Source organism: Clostridium polynesiense (assembly GCF_000820705.1).
Lineage (GTDB): Bacteria > Bacillota > Clostridia > Clostridiales > Clostridiaceae > Clostridium_AA > Clostridium_AA polynesiense.
Window position 1 is genome coordinate 86,692 of sequence record NZ_CCXI01000142.1, and the last position, 17,295, is coordinate 103,986.

The 17,295-nt window shown below is 34.5% G+C and carries 20 protein-coding genes; all 20 read right to left on the reverse strand.

Annotated elements, in window-relative coordinates; all coding sequences use genetic code 11:
- Nucleotides 1-70: 70 nt before the first annotated feature.
- The gene (locus TA89_RS14755; protein ID WP_040214494.1) at nucleotides 71-1,075 is read right to left on the reverse strand and encodes a Gfo/Idh/MocA family protein; all 1,005 of its coding nucleotides are present in this window, start codon (nucleotides 1,073-1,075) and stop codon (nucleotides 71-73) included.
- Between the two features lie 145 nt (nucleotides 1,076-1,220).
- A complete protein-coding gene (locus tag TA89_RS14760; RefSeq protein ID WP_040214495.1) occupies nucleotides 1,221-2,033 on the reverse strand; it encodes an ABC transporter permease subunit in 813 nt (270 codons plus the stop codon).
- Between the two features lies 1 nt (nucleotide 2,034).
- Nucleotides 2,035-2,631, reverse strand: a complete 597-nt coding sequence (locus TA89_RS14765) for an AAA family ATPase (protein WP_341350011.1) — start codon at nucleotides 2,629-2,631, stop codon at nucleotides 2,035-2,037.
- On the reverse strand, nucleotides 2,609-2,920 hold the full coding sequence (locus TA89_RS19210) for an ATP-binding cassette domain-containing protein (protein WP_341350012.1): 312 nt from the start codon (nucleotides 2,918-2,920) through the stop codon (nucleotides 2,609-2,611). Before TA89_RS19210 ends, TA89_RS14765 begins: the two co-directional genes overlap by 23 nt.
- Before the next feature lie 153 nt (nucleotides 2,921-3,073).
- Complete coding sequence (locus tag TA89_RS14770; RefSeq protein WP_040214498.1) at nucleotides 3,074-3,892, reverse strand: undecaprenyl-diphosphate phosphatase; 819 nt, start codon at nucleotides 3,890-3,892, stop codon at nucleotides 3,074-3,076.
- A gap of 112 nt (nucleotides 3,893-4,004) precedes the next feature.
- The gene (locus TA89_RS14775; RefSeq protein ID WP_040214499.1) at nucleotides 4,005-4,559 is read right to left on the reverse strand and encodes an accessory gene regulator ArgB-like protein; all 555 of its coding nucleotides are present in this window, start codon (nucleotides 4,557-4,559) and stop codon (nucleotides 4,005-4,007) included.
- Nucleotides 4,560-4,599: 40 nt separating this feature from the next.
- Complete coding sequence (locus TA89_RS14780) at nucleotides 4,600-5,871, reverse strand: sensor histidine kinase (RefSeq protein ID WP_147590145.1); 1,272 nt, start codon at nucleotides 5,869-5,871, stop codon at nucleotides 4,600-4,602.
- 156 nt (nucleotides 5,872-6,027) lie between these two features.
- Nucleotides 6,028-6,159, reverse strand: a complete 132-nt coding sequence (locus TA89_RS19080; RefSeq protein WP_278246250.1) for a hypothetical protein — start codon at nucleotides 6,157-6,159, stop codon at nucleotides 6,028-6,030.
- A gap of 76 nt (nucleotides 6,160-6,235) precedes the next feature.
- Nucleotides 6,236-6,847: a DUF4825 domain-containing protein gene (locus tag TA89_RS14785; protein ID WP_052447536.1), complete on the reverse strand. Its 612-nt coding sequence runs from the start codon at nucleotides 6,845-6,847 to the stop codon at nucleotides 6,236-6,238.
- Nucleotides 6,848-6,849: 2 nt separating this feature from the next.
- A complete protein-coding gene (locus TA89_RS14790; RefSeq protein WP_040214504.1) occupies nucleotides 6,850-7,518 on the reverse strand; it encodes a permease prefix domain 1-containing protein in 669 nt (222 codons plus the stop codon).
- Between the two features lie 16 nt (nucleotides 7,519-7,534).
- Entirely contained in the window at nucleotides 7,535-7,873 is a 339-nt protein-coding gene (locus TA89_RS14795; RefSeq protein WP_040214506.1) for a PadR family transcriptional regulator, read from the reverse strand.
- Between the two features lie 238 nt (nucleotides 7,874-8,111).
- Complete coding sequence (locus TA89_RS14800; RefSeq protein ID WP_040214508.1) at nucleotides 8,112-8,720, reverse strand: hypothetical protein; 609 nt, start codon at nucleotides 8,718-8,720, stop codon at nucleotides 8,112-8,114.
- Nucleotides 8,721-8,865: 145 nt separating this feature from the next.
- Complete coding sequence (locus TA89_RS14805) at nucleotides 8,866-9,510, reverse strand: hypothetical protein (protein ID WP_040214510.1); 645 nt, start codon at nucleotides 9,508-9,510, stop codon at nucleotides 8,866-8,868.
- A 67-nt stretch (nucleotides 9,511-9,577) separates the two neighbouring features.
- On the reverse strand, nucleotides 9,578-9,865 hold the full coding sequence (locus TA89_RS14810) for a putative quinol monooxygenase (RefSeq protein WP_040214511.1): 288 nt from the start codon (nucleotides 9,863-9,865) through the stop codon (nucleotides 9,578-9,580).
- Between the two features lie 136 nt (nucleotides 9,866-10,001).
- Entirely contained in the window at nucleotides 10,002-11,153 is a 1,152-nt protein-coding gene (locus TA89_RS14815) for an amidohydrolase family protein (RefSeq protein WP_040214513.1), read from the reverse strand.
- On the reverse strand, nucleotides 11,144-12,280 hold the full coding sequence (locus TA89_RS14820) for an amidohydrolase family protein (RefSeq protein ID WP_040214516.1): 1,137 nt from the start codon (nucleotides 12,278-12,280) through the stop codon (nucleotides 11,144-11,146). Before TA89_RS14820 ends, TA89_RS14815 begins: the two co-directional genes overlap by 10 nt.
- A gap of 83 nt (nucleotides 12,281-12,363) precedes the next feature.
- On the reverse strand, nucleotides 12,364-13,920 hold the full coding sequence (locus TA89_RS14825; protein ID WP_040214517.1) for an ABC transporter substrate-binding protein: 1,557 nt from the start codon (nucleotides 13,918-13,920) through the stop codon (nucleotides 12,364-12,366).
- Nucleotides 13,921-13,940: 20 nt separating this feature from the next.
- Nucleotides 13,941-15,311: a M14 family zinc carboxypeptidase gene (locus tag TA89_RS14830; protein WP_040214519.1), complete on the reverse strand. Its 1,371-nt coding sequence runs from the start codon at nucleotides 15,309-15,311 to the stop codon at nucleotides 13,941-13,943.
- Nucleotides 15,312-15,326: 15 nt separating this feature from the next.
- The gene (locus TA89_RS14835; protein WP_040214521.1) at nucleotides 15,327-16,325 is read right to left on the reverse strand and encodes an oligopeptide/dipeptide ABC transporter ATP-binding protein; all 999 of its coding nucleotides are present in this window, start codon (nucleotides 16,323-16,325) and stop codon (nucleotides 15,327-15,329) included.
- Nucleotides 16,318-17,286: an ABC transporter ATP-binding protein gene (locus tag TA89_RS14840; protein WP_040214523.1), complete on the reverse strand. Its 969-nt coding sequence runs from the start codon at nucleotides 17,284-17,286 to the stop codon at nucleotides 16,318-16,320. The genes TA89_RS14835 and TA89_RS14840 overlap by 8 nt, the downstream gene beginning before the upstream one ends.
- Nucleotides 17,287-17,295: the final 9 nt, after the last annotated feature.

The following is a 17,295-nucleotide window of genomic DNA, read 5'->3' on the forward strand; positions in this document are numbered from 1 at the left end:
TAGAAGTTTAGATAGGTCTATATCCCCTTTGTTTTCAGCAAATTATCTTATTTATATATTTATTTACCTTTTATACTCTGTTTTTATCTGCAGGAAATACAAGACCTATCTGCTTTCTTATATCATCCATAATTTCCATAACAGTTTTAGAAATTTCAAAGGTATTTACAGAAGACTCTGTTTTCCCTTGCCTTATTAAATTTATAAATTCCTGAGCTTCGTAATACATATCATCTTTATCCACATTCTCAGAAAGATCTTCCTCTTCACCGTCTTTCAAAATCATCCTTACCTTATTAAAATTGTTCATATTTTCAATTAATAGGCTTCCTTCCTCCCCCTGAATTTCAGATGGAAGATAAGAATTTGCTATCTTAGAAAACATAATTAAAGCATCCATATCTTTATATTTAAAAATCACTGTACCTTCTCCATCCACTCCGGATTCCAGCATTAGGCCATAAGCCTTTATTTCCTCAGGCTTTCCAAATAAGCTTACCATAGGATGTATGCAGTATACCCCTATATCCATAAGGGAACCATTGGAGAAAACAGGATTAAATGCATTTAATACTATTCCCTGCTTATACTTATCATATCTGGAGGAATACTGGCAAAAGCTCCCGAAATATCTTCTAACCTTTCCTATCCTGTGGAGACTTTCCCTTACTACTCTGAAATTGGGGATAAAACTGGTTTTCATAGCCTCCATTAAAAGCACCTTATTTTCTTTTGCAGCTTTTATCATTTCTTCAGCTTCAAAAGCATTGGATGCAAATGCTTTTTCACATAAAACATGTTTTTTATTCTTAAGAAAAAGCATGGTTTGACTATAGTGGAGGGCATTGGGAGATGCTATATAAACAGCATCTATCATAGGGCTTTGTGCCATATCTTCCAAATCCGTAAAGATATTTTCCACTCCATATTTTTCTGCAAATTTTTCTGCAGTTTCTCTGCTGCGTGAGTACACTGCCTTTAATTCAAATCCCTCCACCTTAGCCGCACCGGCTAAAAACCATTGAGTAATATTGTTAGTTCCTATAACTCCAAATCTTACAGCTTTATCTTTCATATATTTACCCCCTTTTTATAGCTTATAATTTATTATATCACTGCGTTTTTTTCATATGCTGTAAAAAACTAATTGGTATCTATAATAACAAAAATGAAGCAAATCCTCAATTTGTTATCTATAGATACCAATATTATTTTCTCCACTACAGCTTTAAATCCTTTGATTTATATCTTACAAAGGTGAATACTGTACCGATTATAATAATTACCAGAGAAATTATCAGATATTCTCCTTCAATACTCCCTCCTGCTTTTACTATGTTACCGGGCATTACATACTCTACCGGAGATAAATATCTCATCCAATGAAGTTTATCTATTATATTGGAGAACATGCCAAGCATATAAGTTGTGAAAAAGACTCCTAAGGCTGTTGGCGTGGCAAGACTGGCTTTAGGAAGAATCACAGAGAGTATAAAGCCTATAGACCAAAATACCATCTGTGCTAAAAACATACCTTTAAAAACTCCGGAAAACTCTATAAAATATTTATATCCCTGCTCCTTAAACATTTCAAAGAAAGCAAAGGAGGTTAAAAATAATATTATGTTAAATATTATAAGTATAGTTATAGTAGACAGCATCTTTATCGCCACTATTTTACCTCTGGAGATAGGCTGAGCATATAAGAACTCAATAGTCCCTTCACTTTCTTCCCTTATTAAGGAGTTTGCTCCTAATATACCGGCATAAATGCAGTTTCCTATGAGTATATACTGTGCACTATAGGCAAAATACTGCAGAAGATCAGAAAGATTCACACTTTGAGACAAGCCGAAGGATTTTCTCATAGCTTCAGGAATAGCATCTATTTTTGCTCTGATAAGCTCACTCATACCGCTGCCAGCCATAGAAGGAAACATGGACATAAACAAACTTACGATCCCTATCATAACCACTGTCCATATAATGAGGCTTTTAAACATATTTTTAATTTCTACCCTGTACATGTTCATACTATTTTTCCTCCCTGTCATAATAGCTCATAAAGGTATCTTCTAAAGCTGGTTCTTCTATCCTTAAATCGCTTAAATTAATCCTGCCCAGCTCTTTTATAAGCATATTTATATCTCCATTGAATAAGAAGGATATGAATTTTTCCTCCCTAAAAGTATTAGAGACACCACCCAGGTTTAGCAGTTTTTCTAAGCTGTCACCGCTGCTGAATTTCACCTTTACCGAATTAGCTCCTAAAAGTTCTTCAACCCTTTTAACCTCAACTATGCTTCCTTCTCTTATAATTGCAACCCTATGGCAGAATCTCTGCACTTCCATTAAATTATGAGAAGAAAAGAATATTGTAGTACCTTTTTTATTTTCCTGTAATAAAATATCAAAAAGCTTTTTCTGCATTAGTGGATCTAATCCATTAGTGGGCTCGTCTAGTATTAAAAGCTTAGGTTCATTAATAAGAGCTTGAATTATTGCTATCTTTTTTTTATTTCCTAAAGAAAGCTCTTCTACAAGCTTATTTTTTTCTACCTCAAAGATGCTGCACAGCTCCTGAAGCCTGTCTAAGTTTTTGCTTCCTTTAAAACTTTCTGCATATTTCAATTATTTCACTAACCTTCATATTTTTGTAATAGTTCACTTCACTGGGTACATATCCAAGCTGTTCTTTTATTATCCTGCTTTCCTTTACGCAATCTCTGCCTAGAATTTTCATGTTTCCTGAAGTAGGATAAATAAAATTAAGAAGTAATCTTATGGTTGTAGATTTACCTGCTCCGTTAGGGCCTATGAATCCGTAAAACTCTCCCTGATTAACCTGTAGGTTTACATCTTTAATACCTCTGCTTTTCCCATAATTTTTAGTTAAATTATTAGTTTCTATAGCAAACATAAGCCTTCTCCTTTCATAAAACCACTTTTATTGACTTAGTGGTCAATAAAATTATATTACATCATTGACTATGAAGTCAATAAATATAGTTTACTATTTTTATAAAAAATTAAACCTGACAACAGCTTTGAGCTGCTATCAGGTCTATAATCTTTATTTTATAACATAGAAATAAGCTAAAACTAAAATTCCCAGTGCTATTCTGTAGTATCCAAACACCTTGAAGTTATGCTTTTTAATATAATCCATAAGGAATTTTATAGCTACTATTGATACTATAAAAGCTACAAAGGAGCCTGCTGCCAATGCAGCCCACTCTATTCCGCTGAAGGCCATCCCAGACTTAAGCATTTTATATCCACTGGCTCCCAGCATAACCGGTACAGCCAGAAAGAAGGAAAATTCAGCAGCTATGTATCTGGAGGTTCCCAGAAGCACCGCTCCTATAATAGTTGCTCCGGATCTTGAGGTTCCGGGAATAAGAGCAAGCATTTGAAACATACCTATAAGAACAGCGGTTTTATAGCTTAAATCCGTCAGACTATTTATTCTTGGCCTCTTATTTCTATTTTCCAAAACTATAAATATAACACCATAAATTATAAGCATTAAAGCTACTGTAGTCGGATTATACAGAGCCTCTTCTATAATATCGTCAAATAAAAATCCTATAACTGCAGCAGGAGCTGTAGCTATTATTATCTTTGTCCAAAGGTTTAGAGTTTCACTTTTTTCTACTGCGGTCTTTCTGGAGTCAAAAGGATTTAACTTTCTAAAATACAGCACTAAAACAGCCAATATTGATCCCAGCTGAATCACCACAAAAAAGGTGCTTACAAAGGCAGGTGAAAGCTGAAACTTGATAAAATCCTCTACTATTATAAGATGTCCTGTACTACTAACAGGAAGCCATTCGGTAATCCCCTGTACTATACCCAGTATAATGGCTTTCGACATTTCTACAAAATTCATTTAATTGTCCCCCTACTATTTCAAGTAAATAAAATATCCGTCTGCTTTCTATTTTATTAAACTTTTTATCTTAAGTATACTATTATTTTGTTTTCTTTAGTATATATTTAGATTAATTTTTTCTCTTATTAAACATCAGCAGTGTGTTAAAGGTTATAATCCATAGGATTGTATTTGATATACTGCTGTATTTATTTAAAAATACCGCAGCAGCCAAAGATACAGAAGCCAGAATAGTGGCTGAATTTCTATTTTTATCTATGAGCTCTTTTTTTGTAAGAGGCATACTTGGGTTAATAACGGGAGCTTCATTCCATATACAGAATATCAGTATTAAGCTTAAAATTACCCTGGAGGATAAGTTTAAATATACATTATCACTTAAATGAATAACACTTCCCAGAAAAATTAAAGTAGCAGCAAAGCATTTAAGCTGTGTGTCCTCGTGATATCCTCCCATATAAGGCTTGGTTATTACCATGGTGGCTGCGGCAGTAAGCGCCTGAACTGGATAACCCATAATCATGTAAAGCGCTGTACTTCCCAGAATCTTTAAAAACTCATAAATTACTATTCTTAAAGTATATTCTATTTTCTCTTTTTCATCCTTAGTATAATTATCGGCTTTAAAAATATATTCAGAAAATACACTAATTAATTTTCTCAATATTTATCCTCCTAATAATTATAATTAAGAATATTTTATATTACTTTTTATTAGGAATTTCTATCCTAAAATAAGTCCACTCCTTATTGCTATCCACAGTGATTTTTCCATTACATTTATTCATAATTTCTCTTACAATATTAAGACCGTAGCCTCTATCACCGGTTTTATTATCTTTAGTAGTAAAGGCAGCTTCAAACATATTATCCTGTATCTCCTTAGGAATCTCAGGTCCATTGTTCGTAATTATGATAACGATACCACTGTAATTGTTATAGCTCTTGAATTTAATAATAGGATTTTCAACTTCCTTTAGAGCTTCAATAGAGTTGTTTACAATATTTGATAAGACCTTAAGGAGGTCGTTATCTGATATATTGAGATGTTCATACTCTCCGCTGTCGTAAACCATAATGTCTATACCGGAGGCAACGGCAGAATTTAAAACTGATGCCACCATAGGAGTAGACTCTATATTAATATTTAATGCTGTGGTTAAACTGTTATATCTGTTTACTATATTTTTCAGCATATGCCCCATTCTATCTATCTTTCCCAGCTGATAAAGCCCATAGAGGCCGCTTATCTCACTGCCGTAATCATGCTTTAACTTCTTAAGCTCTGCTATTTTGTCATTTAAGGCAGCGTTAAGCATGGTCACTTCTCTTGCATTATCATTAATCTTTGCAAAGTAAACTATGGCAAACATGAAAGCAATCAGCCCTATCACATAAATACCGTTCTTCATTGATAAAAACATCCCCTGGGCCTGCCAATAACTTCGGAGGGTATCTGCTATAATAAGGACGTAATTTAATTGAAGGACGAATATAAGCGAGGGTCTTATACTTTTTAGAGCAATTATCAGATCAAAAAATTGCTTTCTGAATAAGTATATCAATGCATATATCATCCAGGCAGGAATAAACACTAGAAAAATCAGGGAAAATTCCTCACTAAATCCGGGATTGTATTTAAATATAACAGCTTTATATACTGAAAGTAATATATAAGATATGATAGTAAGCATTAAATGTGTTAAACCGAAGCCCAAAAGCCCGTCTATCATAGATTTTCTGTAAAATAACAGTATAAAAGTTAATGCAGTCAATATCATTATCAGGCTTCCGTAGGGAATTTCAATAATCCCATGAGTAAATAGTATGGAGTTAGCAAATAGAAGTGTAATGAGAATGCCTTGATGGATTTTCGAGAGTTTATTTCCCTTAGAGGTGATATTATTACAAATCCACACAAATAATAAAGACTGGAGTATGGTGGTTAGTAAATCAAATATTGTTATAAGCAACAAAATCTTTCCCTTCTAAAGATATATAGATGTGAAATGATGAAAATACCCTATATTTCTTTTAAATTCATAGTTCTTTTGTACATTAAAATTTCTTCTATCAGTATACTTAATCAACACCTATCTTCAGTGCTTTAATGTTTAATATATCCTATAAATTTATCTTCTGTTCTTAATGCTTTGAGGCATGTCCTCTGTGCCTATTCCGGCATAGGACGCAGGTGCAGAGTAGATAATCAATGCGGAAACACACAAAAGTGCCTTTCCTATAAGTCTGCATATGCTTTTCATCAAGAAACCTCCTTATTTATAAGTATATTTAACTATGCAACTATTATATAATATATAGAACTTATTGGAAATATAATTATACAAAAATCAACAATTTTTTAACTAAAAGGAATGTCAGGTGCCTGGCACCTGACATTTGAAACAAGCTATTAAAGGATTTATCAATATATACCTCGTCATGCATTTTGCTTTGTATATTTTCTTTCCACTTATTATTATCTTGAAGATCAGAAAGCTCCATATTACACCATTTTTCTACATCATCTCTATTTATACTGTATGAGCCGTCAGAAAAATTAAAGGTAATTATCTTTAAATTTTCTATTAAAGCAAAGCTGGCAGAAGCATTGTAAATTAATGAGGACTTTATTTTATCCATACCTATATCTTCAGCCGCTGCTTTATAATTAATTATATATTCCAATCTCTCTGAGTTTATTTCTGCAGTCCTTTGTATATCACTTAAAGGAAGGTTAGAAGTAAGATTAATTAAATTTGAGGCATCTCCCATGTATTTGCTTTTATACTTAATAACCCTTTTAAAATCATGAGTTTTTGCATCCTGCTGCTCTAATTCATACCTTTCAGCTTTTTCTTTCTGTCTGGGTTTTAAAACAAACTCTGTAATACTAAATAATGCTATACCAAATATTAAAAGTATTGCTATTAATATACCTCGTTTCTTCATAGTTATTTCACCTCATGGTTCTGTATAATCTTATAGGCTTTACTTACAATTAAAGGAATAAGCAGAGTTAAAAATGGTAATAGAAAGGAACTCGCTAGTACAGCAAATTGGTAAGGTCCCTGAATCCGTATAGGGCGAGAAAACCATATATTGCTTGCAAATCTCACTGAGAAATTAAAACCTGTGGTAATAATTATGAAAACCCACCATATCAGCCAGGTAAATTTTTTTATTTTATAAATCTTCAAAGTATTTATGCTTGATGTTTCTTCATAAAACTTTTTATCCTTTCTTGAATAAACCACCAGGCTTAACAGTCCCAATATTATTAATATTATTGCAAGGGAAATATTTATCATCATTAATGAATAAGATAACCTTAAAGGTATGGTAATAATCCATAAAATTAATATATACAATATGCTAATCTGAAGCATTTCCTTTTTATAAGCATTTATGTAAATCCTTTTACTTCCCGGAATATAATCTTCAACACTTCCTAAATCCTTAACCGCTTCCTTATAGGCTTTTTCATAAGTAAGACCTTGAGCCATGCTGTCTTCTATTCTCGCTTTAAGGTTTCCCGCTATTTCTTCCTTTAAATCTATTATTTCGTCGTTATTTTTATACTTGGAAAAAAGTTTATCCACATATGCATCTACATCCCTCATAATCACACCTCCTGCATTACTTTTTTTCTTCGATTAAAATATCAATTAAATCTCTGGCAGCCTGCCATGCCTGATAGCTGCTTTTATAATGGCTTATACCTTCTTCTTTTATTCTATAATATTTTCTTCTTCCCCCCTGAGTTTCACTGCCCCAGTAGGATTCTATCATTCCTTGAGCTTCCAGCCTTTTTAAACTTGAATATAAAGTAGGTTCTTTAAGCTCATAGCTTCCTTTTGAATCCTCCCGAATAGTTTTTATAATTTCATATCCATAACTGTCCTTTTCATATAATACTCTTAGAATTATAGAATCAATACTTCCTCTAATAAGATCACTGCTAACATTATTCAGCATTTAATCCTCCTCCTATTAATTATAATATAAGACATATTACTATGTCTGTCAATGTACTTTATCAAACATGTTTACTTTAGAAAGTTGGTCATAAAGCAAAATCCCGCACTAAATTCAATGGAATATAAGTTTATTGAAGTTACTCTTGAAAAAGAAGTGAAATAAAAAAGTTACATTAAATAGGGAAGATTAGTAATAACCCTATTTATGTAACTATTATTTTTAGATTTTTTCATCATTAGTGTTTTTTAGATTTATTTCCGGTTATTATATAAATAAATAATACAACAACAGATATCACCCCTGTTATTGATAGAAGAAAAGCTCCTGGGTTTATTTGCCTTTCAATATTTTTCTTAACCTTATCCCCATCATTTATACTTTCATTCTTATAAACAGAAAATATGAGATCCTCCTTTGGAAGCTCTTCTAAAACAGATTTATACTGCCTTTCTCCCTGTTTTTTTAAGTCTATAGTGCTTTCTATTACATAAGGCTGCTCTTTAGAAGTGTTTATGGTGAGAGTAAAATCTTTAAAGCTCCTCCAGTTTCTTGCAGGATTTAAAATATAATCATATCTGTAGACTGGGGTTCGGGTTTCTGTTTTATCCATAGTACCTAAAGCTTTATATTCTACGCTTATCTTCTTTTCCTCACCGGGAGCAAAGCTCGTTTCATAAATCAGGACAAAAATCCTTTCATTGTATAGCGCCGATAAAATGTCCTTTTCTTTGGAAACGCCATTTCTATTTTTTGTCCCTTGTTCTACAGCCTGAGATACTATCTTAAAAAGCTCCTCAGAGGATAAAAGTTCAGAAATCTTTGGTTCTCCTTTAATCATATCCATCAAGTAGTCCTTTGCCCTTACCTCCTTAGAAGATACTTCATAACTGAAGGATTTTTCTAATTTTGAAAGCTTATAATCTTTATATCCCTTTATCTCAAATTCTGGATCTTCACCTAAAACTAAAAATTCTAAAACATCACCCTGCCTAGTAAAAAGAAGTTAAGGTAGAGCCCTGAGGAAGGAATGTACCTTCGTTAAAGCCCCTTGCGATTATTTTTGTCTTAAGAGGATCGTAAATTAAGCTTACTGCTGCATATATTTCATTTCCCTGAGATATTTTCACTGTATAAAGTTTGCCTACAGTGTTTTCTTTTATAAGTTTATTTTCTTGATTACTGCTGTTTATATCTTTTAATATATTTTCAAAATCATATGGATTTACCGGTTCTTCTTCCTTATCAGTATGATTATACTCTAAAGTTTTTCCTGAAAGGAGCCTGTATGGCAGCTTGCCTCCTTGTGTTTTAACTATAATATCCTCTTCATTAAGCTCCGTAGCTTTGCTTATAAAAGGAAAAGCCATCTGTACATTGATTTCCTTATTTTCCTTATTAATCATACCGTACTCTGCTATTACTTTGGCAAGCCCCTGCTTCGGAGAATTTATTTCTTCATTCATATTAAAAGTAAGATTTTCATGCACAACCTCCACAGGACAGTCTTTATCCACAAATAATATTTCTGACGCTGCTTTTCCTCTCAAGTAAGTAGGAGCAGAATTTGCAGAAGCTTCTATCCTTAGAAAAGAGCTGGTAATAATAAAAAAGCATAAAAACAAAAGTCTTTTCACCTTTTCACCTCCAATAAATCAAATTTAAAAAAACTATATTATAAAGCAATATTTTACCTAAACTTATTTAGAACAGCCTTTTTAATATACTTACCTCTGAATCTCCTTCAGAGAAATCCGCCATTAAGGGAACAAGGCGTTTAAAATGATCTGAATTCATATGCTTGTCAAGATCCTCTTGGCTTTCCCAGGCTTCAACCATAGTAATTTTACCGGGATCCTTAATATCCTGATAAGCTTCATAGCTTATGCAACCCTCCTCTTTGACGGTTTTCTCCACCATCTCTTTAGTAAGCCTAAGTACCTCCTGAAGTTTATCCTCTCTAACCCTCTTTACTGCTATAACCTTAATCATTTTAATCCCCCTCATTTTTCTTTAATTACATCTTTTCTTTATTTTACCATATTTGTAAAGAAGATTAATCTATATTTCAGTATACATAAAAAAATTGTCAGGTGCCTGGCACCTGACATTATGTTCGCATAGATAGCTACGCTTTGTAGACTACCTCTCCATTTATGATTGTGTATTTTACAGAAGCTCTGGTATCTAGAGCAGGGGTTCCTTTAAATATAACTATGTCTGCATCCTTCCCTGGTTTTATGGAGCCCACACGGTCATCTATACCAAGCATTTCTGCTGGGTTGATGGTAAGCATCCTTAAAACTCTTTCTACGTCACCGCCGTATCTTACCACTTCGCCTGCCTGTACCATCATCATTTCTGCCTTTAATATTGGTCCATCTGTCATGATAGCGCAGGGAACTCCTCTTTTATCAAGTTCTATGAGGCTGTAAATATCTATTTTCCCACATTCTCCAGGGAATTTGGATACACCTATAGGCCCAAAGATTACTCCTGTTACTCCGCTTTCGCTGATTTCATCATAGTAATCGCTGGCTCCCCATGCATGATCTATAGTGAAGTTAACATCAAATTCTTTAGCGATTCTTATTATAGTCATCATATCCATCATAGTGCAGTGCATTTTTATAGGAAGCTCTTTCTTTATTACAGGAATACCGTTTTCTAATCCCTGATCATAAGGAGGCATTTTAGACATATCTCCCTGAGCCTCTTCTTTTTTCTTCATATAATCTTTAACGGAATTAAGGTATTCTCTTATTATTTGAGCAATAGCCATCCTTGTCATTGGGGACTTACCTTTTTTTCCATAAACTCCTTTTGGATTACCTCCCAAAGCCATTTTTAAAGCTACAGGATTCTTAATAACCATATCCTCCATGGATTTCCCGTAGGATTTAACTGCACATACATATCCCCCTATAACATTACCGCTTCCAGGTGCTATAGCGGAGCATGTAGTTCCATGCTTTAGAGCATAATCAAAATACTCTGAGCTGTAGTCTATAGCATATATGGATTCTACCTCAGGGGTTATATTTTTAGTCATTTCATTTACATCTTGATCTACCATATTAGCAGTAAATCCGCCTATATGACTGTGGGCATCTACAAATCCTGGAAGAACAACCATACCTGAAGCATCTATTATCTCATCTGCAGAGGCCTGGATATTCTGGCCCACTTCTTTAATCAATGAATTTTCTACTAATATATCAGTATTTTCTAAAACATCATTTTCCATTGTATAAACTGTAGCATTTTTTATTAACAACATGGATCAATAACCCCTTTCTTGTAAACTACCTCTCCATTAATCAAGGTATAGCAGCAGCTTGCTTTGAATGAATCGAAAGGATTTCCCTTCCAGATGGTGATATCTCCATCTTTTCCTACCTCTATAGATCCTACCTTGTCTTCTACTCCTAAAATCTTTGCAGGATTCAGGGTTATAAGTGTTAAAATATCTTCTGACTCCATACCTGCCTGAGCCATATAGAAGGTATTCCATAATAGATTTTCCCTTCCTACAGTAGAGCCGTCACAGCCGGAGGAAATAGCTACAAGGGTTCCCTCCTCTATCATTCTCTTTAAGGTCTTCATATCAGCGGAAGAGTAATCAGTTGTAGCAGCAACCTGATCACCTAATATTATTGAGGCATTGAGCTCCTTTACAACCTCTCTGCATTCAGGTGCCTTATAAGCATTGCAAAGCACCACATCTATATCGTACTTTTTAAGAAAGTGACCTAAAGCTTCAAGTTCTGATTTAGTATTTACCGCTGCCATAAGAGGCATTTCCTTATTTAATACCCTTTTAACCACTTCAAGCTTTTCATTCCTACCCTTTTCAACATCATACTGCTTTGCCTCCATAAATACTCTGTCAAGCTCTCCGAAGATACCCATTTTAGTCATAGGGCAAGTTCCCTGGGAGCCGTAAGTCTTTTTAGGCGCTGTGGTAACTGAAGCCTTTAACCCTACCTTTTCCTTAACAAGCATGGAAAAAGGACTATTAACCTGAGTTTTAAATACCGCAACCTGACCACCTAATATATTATTATTTGAGGGAGATACCCCCACAGTAGTAGTACCGTATTCGCACAGCTCCTGATAATTTATATTTGAAGCATCAAAGGCATAAACTACATTTAAATCAGGAGTTATAGGATTGGTTTTTTCATCAAAATCCATCTCAGAAAAAGAGTATCCGAAAGCTCCCCAAACGCTCATAGCATCAATAAACCCGGGAAATACATTCATTCCTTCAGCGTCTATAATAGTTCCTTCACCCTCCAGATTTTCTCCTATGTCAGTTATTCTGCCTTCATCAATTTTTACATCTGCATTATGCAGGACTGTACCATTTCCTATATGTACACAGCCGTTTTTTATAGTAATCATATTACTCCTCCTGTTCTCATACCTTATGAAAAAGCGCGGATACTTTTATTAATCCGCGCTTTTCTTATATTTATATTAATTAATTACTTATTGATATCAACAAGTGTAAACTCATTAGAAGACAATTCATCAGGGTTCTGTACTGGTAAACCTGTTATGTATTTCTTAACAGGAGTCTTAGAACCATTGTCTACTAATAGAACAAGCGGCATATCCTCTGACATTATTTTTTGAACTTCTTTGTAAATCTTTATACGTTCTTCCTTGTCAGATACCTGAACACCCTTAGTAAGCAATTCATCTACTTTAGGATTGTTGTAGCTCATCATATTTGTAGCACCGTCAGATTTAATACGTCCTGCTACTCCTGATACGTCTGGTCCCTGATATCCTGCAAGCATAGTCATTTGGAAGTTCTTGTTCTTCAGTACTTTATCTGACCACGCAGCATTTTCCATCATATTTATTTTTACATCAATACCTATTTCCTTAAGATTTGCTTGGACTATAGTAGCTATATCTTTGAAGTTACCGTCTTCAAATCCATCTAAAGTTGTAGAGAAATAGAATCCATTTGCATCTTTCTTATATCCTGCATCTTCTAAAAGCTTAATTGCAGCTTCTTTATTGTATTCTGGTAATTTTACATCTTTGTCAATGTACTCTTCATATAAAGGTGATATGAAGAAATCAGCTCTTGCTCCTTGACCTTTAGCAGCTCTTTTAAATACTGAGTCACGGTCGATACCTAATGCAACTGCCTGTCTAACCTCTTTTTTCTTGAAGTGTGGATCGTTAGAGTTAAAGGTTAAGTAAGTTCTGTTTGCCCATAATTCAGTATATACATTATAATCAGGATTATTGTCTAAGCTGCCAGCTTCTGCACTTGGTGGTGCTCCGCCTAATACGTCTATTTCACCATTAATGAAAGATTGATATGCAGTAGTTTGATCTGGAATTATCATGTATACAAGTTCCTTAACCTTTGCTGGTGTTTTGAAGTAATCATCATTTCTTGTAAGCTTTACACTAACACCTTTTTCCCAGCTAGAAAACTTGAAGGGACCTGTACCAACAGGTTTATTATTGTATTCATTGCTGGACTGGTCAGTTCCTTCATATAAATGCTTTGGCATAATGAAGGTTCCATACCAGGAAATCATGCCAAGTATGCTGGAATCAGGATGTGAAAGCTTCATAACAACAGTATTGTCATCTGGAGCAGTAATACTTGTAATTGAAGATAAGGAGGAGCTGGCTCTCCATTTTTCTTTACGCATAGTTTCAAAGGTCCACACAACGTCTGCTGCAGTAAACTTTGTTCCATCATGCCATTTAACATTGTCATGAAGATGGAAGGTTAATGTAAGTCCATCCTCTGAAAATTCCCAGCTTTTTGCCAGGTCTGGTATTACATTATTCTTTGGTCCCAATTTAACAAGACGATTAAATATGTTTTGGTTCATACCATAAGCATTATCATCAGCTTTTAAATCAGGATGAAAATTTATAGGGTCACCGGCAACACTTGTGATAAGCGTTTTATCTTTTGCTTCTGCACTTCCTGATTGCTGACCGCAGCCAGTTAGAGCCATTGAAGGTACTAAGATAAGCGCTAAGGCTAAAATTAGTTTTTTCATTGTTTTCCTCCTTAGATTGTTTATTTTAATCCTCTAATATGGCTTGCTACTATTAAACCGCTTTCCAGCTGAATACGCACAAGCTTACGTATTGGAACAACTTGATAGTTTAATGATTTTTCAGCCACATTTGAGAGATTTTTAAAGTTTTCTTCTCCGATTTTATGAACTTCCTCCAGAACTTTTCTTACTGCTGCTTCCGGATTTTTCTCAAGCTCATGCTCACATGAACGGATAAGCAGAGTCCACATGAATAAACGGTGGAATTTAGGAATATCAAGATTATCTAAGGCTTCTGATTCCTTGCACAAGCCTGCATACTCTTCATTTTCCATAATGAATTTCTTAGAAGCATCATAGTCTTCTTCATTAAATTTCAAGGATACTTCAACCATCTTTGAAAATGGATTGTCATCTGATATATAAGCTTTTATCTTTTTATATAATTCACCGGTAGCTTTTGCGTTCTCATTGCTTGCTTCCAGATTCTTTAAAGCTGCTTCTCTTCTTGTAAAGTCCATAAGCTTATCGCTTTCTATTCTTGGTTCATAGAAGTAAGGCAGCTCTGTAACTAAAGTAACTGTGCCATATTTTTCGGCATAATCAGAACTGCTGGAACCACAGCTCATAACTTCTTCCGGTGACTTACTGCCGTATTTTTCATTATAGTCATAAGTATCTCTCTGACTTATCATTGGAAATATAGCTGGAGCGTAAGGAACGATGTAATTAACCTCAGGCTCACCTAAATGCAGAGGAACATTTTCCTTTTTAGTTGTTTCATATAGCCTATCCCAAATTTCCTTCATCTCTTTGGTTAGATACCAGTAAGTTCCCCCGAAGCCAGCATTATGCAGTGAGTACATAAAGGTAGGCTTAAGCTCATCTATTAACTTCATTAAGATTTGAGTTTCAGGTATTGGATTATTAAAGGAATATTTTTTATATTCAAAGGGGAATGTCCACTCAACCTGCTCATATCCTGCCGGTCTAAAATAATTTCTTGCATAGTTACTTAAAGTGTAGGGACCTTTAAACCATTTTTCATTTAGTTTAGTACCATCTACATCTATGCTTTTTATTAGATACCAGGTATAATCTAATTCTTCTCTAAGCTCTTTATCTTCAGTAATAGCTCTGCTGAAATACTCAAGCATCATAGCTCCCATTGGCTCATTTGGATGAGGACATCCAAACATAAGAGCATTTTTAGAACCATTACCTATCTTTAAACAATATATTGGATGACCTTTTCTGGACTTACCAGCTTCAAAGCAGGAAACTATGTCAGGATATTCCTGCGCCAATTTCTTAGAGCTTTCATCCATTTCATCTACAGTTAAAAATTCCTTATAGTCTGGAACATTTTTTACTATTTTAGTAAAATCCATTCTAACAGCTCCCTTCTATTCTTTCTTATCCATCAGGTTAAAGCAGGATGCAATGTGGCCATTTCCTAAATCAGTGAATTCAGGATACTCTTTAAAACATCTCTCACAAGCCTTGTAGCATCTTGGTGCAAAGTAGCATCCAGGTCCATTGTTTATAGGTGTAGGAGGTTCTCCTTCTATATGAATAATCTCTCTCTTCTCCAATGGATCCAGTGAAGCGCAGTTTGAAATTAATACTTTAGTGTAAGGATGCTGAGGATTATGAAGCACTTCATCAGTTAATCCCATTTCTACAATTCTTCCTAAGTACATAACCGCAACCTTTTGAGATATATATCTTGTAGTTGCTATGTCATGGCTTATGAAAACCAATGTAGTATCTTTTTTAGTAGTTAATTCCTGAAGCATATTTATAATATCTGCTCTTATAGAAACGTCCAGCATTGATACCGGCTCATCCGCTACTAAAAACAAAGGATTCAAAAGCATAGATCTTAAAATTGATATTCTTTGAAGCTGTCCTCCGGATAGCTCATGGGGATATCTTGCTAAATAATCTGCAGCAGGTACTAATCCTCCTTTTTCCAGAGTATCAACTATGATTTTTTCTCTTTCCTCTTTGTCTTTTCCTATATTATGAAGCTCTAAAGCGCTCATAAAAACTTTATATATAGTGTATCTTGGGTCGAAGGTATCAAAGGGGTTTTGGAATATCATCTGCACCATTCTTCTAAAGGCTAATCTATCTTTTTTTATAAGTTCTTTAGTAGAAGTACCATTGATTAGGATATCTCCGGTAGTAGGATCCTCTAAGGCAATGAGCAGTTTTCCTAAGGTAGATTTACCGCATCCGGACTCTCCTATAACACCTAAGGTTTCTCCTTTTTGTAAGGAGAAGGTGACGCCGTCAACTGCTTTGATTGTCTGCTTTTTGCTAGTTTTACCGTTTTGCTTGGTTACTTTTTTCTGAATATACCATTTAGTTACATTCTTTACGCTGATTACATCACTCATTTGCTTCACCTGCCTTATGACATGCTACTTTCCAGGTATCAGAGAAGCTTCTAATCTCAGGTTTTTTATTAAAGCATATATCTGTAGCCTTACTGCAGCGTGCTGCAAAAGGACATCCTTTTTGAACAGATGCTAAATCTATTAAACTTCCTGGAATTCCTCTTAAATTACTCTTTTCTCCTTTAAAGGATGGGAAAGACTTTAATAACCCTTGAGTGTATGGATGCTTTGCCTTAAGAAGTACGTCAGTTACATTACCTACCTCCATGAGGCATCCTGCATACATTACGGCAACTTTCTTACAGGTAGATGCCACTACAGATACGTCATGAGTTATCATAATTCTGGTAAGCTTCATTTTTTCTTCCAGTTCCATGACTTCCTTCAATATCTGGCTCTGGGTCACAACGTCCAAAGCAGTGGTTGCTTCATCCAATACAAGAAGTTTAGGATTATGAAGAAGGCTTAATGCAATGGATACACGCTGCATCATTCCTCCGGATAATTCATGAGGATAGGAGTCATAAACCCTGTCTGATAAATTAACTAATTCAAGCATTTCATATACACGCTTCTTGATTACTTCTTTGTTTTCATTAGGATAATGAACTCTATAAACATCTGCCATCTGTTTTCCAATTTTATGAACAGGACTTAAGGCGTTTAATGCTTTTTGAAAAACAACAGAAATATCTTTCCACCTTAATTCAGCTAATTCACTTTCGCTGAGTTTCAACAAATCTTTTCCTTGAAATACAACACTTCCAGTAACTTCAGTTATATCTTTTGGCAGCAGCTGTAATATAGCCATTGCCATAGTAGACTTACCTGAGCCGGATTCCCCCACTATTCCGATAGAATCCTGTTCACATATGTCTAAATTAACATGCTGTACAGCATATACGTTTTTTTCATTAGTTTTATATGTTACGTTTAAATCTCTAATCTCTAATAGTGCCATAATGCCTCC

What these genes read in the sequence shown, in the direction of transcription:
- TA89_RS19210 (WP_341350012.1), bottom strand. Translation starts at nt 2,920, where the DNA reads ATGTTTGCTATAGAAACTAATAATTTAACTAAAAATTATGGGAAAAGC.
- TA89_RS14790 (WP_040214504.1), bottom strand. Translation starts at nt 7,518, where the DNA reads ATGAGGGATGTAGATGCATATGTGGATAAACTTTTTTCCAAGTATAAA.
- TA89_RS14760 (WP_040214495.1), bottom strand. Translation starts at nt 2,033, where the DNA reads ATGAACATGTACAGGGTAGAAATTAAAAATATGTTTAAAAGCCTCATT.
- TA89_RS14825 (WP_040214517.1), bottom strand. Translation starts at nt 13,920, where the DNA reads ATGAAAAAACTAATTTTAGCCTTAGCGCTTATCTTAGTACCTTCAATG.
- TA89_RS14810 (WP_040214511.1), bottom strand. Translation starts at nt 9,865, where the DNA reads ATGATTAAGGTTATAGCAGTAAAGAGGGTTAGAGAGGATAAACTTCAG.
- TA89_RS14840 (WP_040214523.1), bottom strand. Translation starts at nt 17,286, where the DNA reads ATGGCACTATTAGAGATTAGAGATTTAAACGTAACATATAAAACTAAT.
- TA89_RS14800 (WP_040214508.1), bottom strand. Translation starts at nt 8,720, where the DNA reads ATGGATATGATTAAAGGAGAACCAAAGATTTCTGAACTTTTATCCTCT.
- TA89_RS14815 (WP_040214513.1), bottom strand. Translation starts at nt 11,153, where the DNA reads ATGTTGTTAATAAAAAATGCTACAGTTTATACAATGGAAAATGATGTT.
- TA89_RS19080 (WP_278246250.1), bottom strand. Translation starts at nt 6,159, where the DNA reads ATGAAAAGCATATGCAGACTTATAGGAAAGGCACTTTTGTGTGTTTCC.
- TA89_RS14820 (WP_040214516.1), bottom strand. Translation starts at nt 12,280, where the DNA reads ATGATTACTATAAAAAACGGCTGTGTACATATAGGAAATGGTACAGTC.
- TA89_RS14770 (WP_040214498.1), bottom strand. Translation starts at nt 3,892, where the DNA reads ATGAATTTTGTAGAAATGTCGAAAGCCATTATACTGGGTATAGTACAG.
- TA89_RS14755 (WP_040214494.1), bottom strand. Translation starts at nt 1,075, where the DNA reads ATGAAAGATAAAGCTGTAAGATTTGGAGTTATAGGAACTAACAATATT.
- TA89_RS14795 (WP_040214506.1), bottom strand. Translation starts at nt 7,873, where the DNA reads ATGCTGAATAATGTTAGCAGTGATCTTATTAGAGGAAGTATTGATTCT.
- TA89_RS14835 (WP_040214521.1), bottom strand. Translation starts at nt 16,325, where the DNA reads ATGAGTGATGTAATCAGCGTAAAGAATGTAACTAAATGGTATATTCAG.
- TA89_RS14830 (WP_040214519.1), bottom strand. Translation starts at nt 15,311, where the DNA reads ATGGATTTTACTAAAATAGTAAAAAATGTTCCAGACTATAAGGAATTT.
- TA89_RS14785 (WP_052447536.1), bottom strand. Translation starts at nt 6,847, where the DNA reads ATGAAGAAACGAGGTATATTAATAGCAATACTTTTAATATTTGGTATA.